General features: G+C 37.0%; 3 protein-coding genes. 1 reads left to right on the forward strand and 2 read right to left on the reverse strand.

Annotated elements, in window-relative coordinates:
• Window positions 1-272: 272 nt before the first annotated feature.
• Window positions 273-854, forward strand: a complete 582-nt coding sequence (locus DBR11_RS24340; RefSeq protein ID WP_158275371.1) for a Crp/Fnr family transcriptional regulator — start codon at window positions 273-275, stop codon at window positions 852-854.
• Between the two features lie 4 nt (window positions 855-858).
• Here the strand turns inward: DBR11_RS24340 and DBR11_RS24345 are convergent, their stop codons facing one another.
• Both DBR11_RS24345 and DBR11_RS29975 read right to left on the reverse strand, forming a co-directional pair.
• On the reverse strand, window positions 859-1,548 hold the full coding sequence (locus tag DBR11_RS24345; RefSeq protein ID WP_108555186.1) for an alpha/beta hydrolase: 690 nt from the start codon (window positions 1,546-1,548) through the stop codon (window positions 859-861).
• An 11-nt stretch (window positions 1,549-1,559) separates the two neighbouring features.
• A partial coding sequence (locus DBR11_RS29975; RefSeq protein WP_199233944.1) for a pirin-like C-terminal cupin domain-containing protein occupies window positions 1,560-1,813 on the reverse strand: 254 nt, incomplete at its 5' end.

Genomic DNA, 1,813 nt, shown 5'->3' on the forward strand with positions numbered 1-1,813 from the left:
GAACAGGAAGATAGACTGTTGAAATATTGTGAGCAGAATCAAATTATTGTCAAAGGAATCTTCAGAGAAGATTCGCTCTATAAGTTTCTGTCATGTAAATGAGAATACAATCTGGATGTAAATCAAATTTACATATTGCCTATTTAATGTATGAAGACAATTTTGTGTTCTTTTTTTTAATGAGATGTAATCTGGTACATTCAAGTATATCAGCGTCTAAATTTAATTGCCGGGTTACTTATAAATTTGTAATTTTAACGAAAGGATTAGTTATGGAGTCTCTTAATACGTTTTTACTCATAGAAACATTTAACCGCCTTGTTACACTTAACGAAAAAGAGGTTGAGCACATTAATAATATAGTAGATCAGCGTATCTTTAAAAAAGGCCAGTTTCTGATATTCGACGGAGCTATTGAAGCTAAAACTTTTTTTGTAAATAAAGGGACCCTGAGAACGTATGTTATTGACAGCAACGGAATTGAGCATATTTTAAGTTTTTCTCCGAAAGGATGGTGGGCAGGTGATCTGCGGCCATTTTACACCAAAACTAAAAGTAATATTATCATTGAAGCAATTACAGACAGTGAGGTATTAATTATAGATCAGCAGCAAAGAGAAGCCCTGTACAAATTCAGCCAGACCTTTGAAACCTTTTTTAGAATACTTGCAGAAAAAGCATTCATCAACTTACAAAACCGGGTACTTGAAAGTCTAAGCTTAAATGCTGTTGAACGTTATCAAAAATTTGTTGAACGTTACCCCGATGCTCTTCAAGCACTTCCTCAAAAGCAGATCGCCGCATTTATCGGAGTAACACCCGAATTTTTAAGTAAAGCAAAAAAGAATTATTAGATTTTTAATGAGTCCTGCTCTCTTTTTCTTCTAAACTTTTACCCTCTGTCAACTGATTAATAACAGCAACAATTGTTTCGAGAACCGTCTGGTCTATGACGTGTCCAACTCTTTGTATTACCTTATGATGTACCTCAACACCATGAGTTTCTAATGCTTGTTTTGTCTTTATAACTTCATCAGGCATTACGACTGTGTCTATGTCTCCATTGATCAAATAAACGGGAGGCCTGCTCGTTATAGATCCTAATTTCTCTGCACCCACCAAAAATCCTGAGAGCGCAATAATTGCCATAGGGTCAGCCTTCAAACGCAGTCCGACATGCAGGGACATAATAGAACCCTGGCTGAAACCAAGCAGTATCAATTGGTTTTCTTTTAACCCTAAAGTCTGCAATTCTTTTGTTATATAGTCCTCAAGAAGAGGTGCTGTCTCAACGGCTCCGTTCCACAGCTGTTCTTCCTCAATAGGAAAAGAAAGTCTGATCCATGCGTGAACGTTGACATTCAATTCAACCGGCCCGTCTGGCAGAGCAATAGCAAAGTCGGGAAACTGTTCTCTTAAAGAAGAAAGTGCCCGGAATAAATGATGTCCGTTGCCGCCATATCCGTGAAGCAGTACTAAGAGCCCCTGAGGTTTTTTGCCTGAAAGAGGCATCTTGGTATAACCTGTGATTGTTTTTGTACTTTTCATGAGAATTTATATTATCTGCCTATAGTTCCTTTTTTAGTAATTTTGGCATCGGGTTTAATTAGAAAGGCAACGACTAAAGATTCTTCGGCTGCTGTTAATTTTGCTTCGGCTTCCTCAATCAGCAGTCCACTTTTACTACTTTCAAAAGTTTTTTCATTTACAGCAACAGACCCATTGAAAACAAAGAAAAAGATATCATAGCCTTCTTTTTGTGGAAAAGTAACAGTCACACCTTCATGAACGCGTAAATCATACATTTCAATCT

This window comes from Pedobacter sp. HMWF019, assembly GCF_003061025.1.
Classification (GTDB): domain Bacteria; phylum Bacteroidota; class Bacteroidia; order Sphingobacteriales; family Sphingobacteriaceae; genus Pedobacter.

Excerpts from the sequence above, each read along its gene's own strand:
- DBR11_RS24340 (WP_158275371.1), top strand. The coding sequence starts at position 273 with ATGGAGTCTCTTAATACGTTTTTACTCATAGAAACATTTAACCGCCTT.
- DBR11_RS24345 (WP_108555186.1), bottom strand. The coding sequence starts at position 1,548 with ATGAAAAGTACAAAAACAATCACAGGTTATACCAAGATGCCTCTTTCA.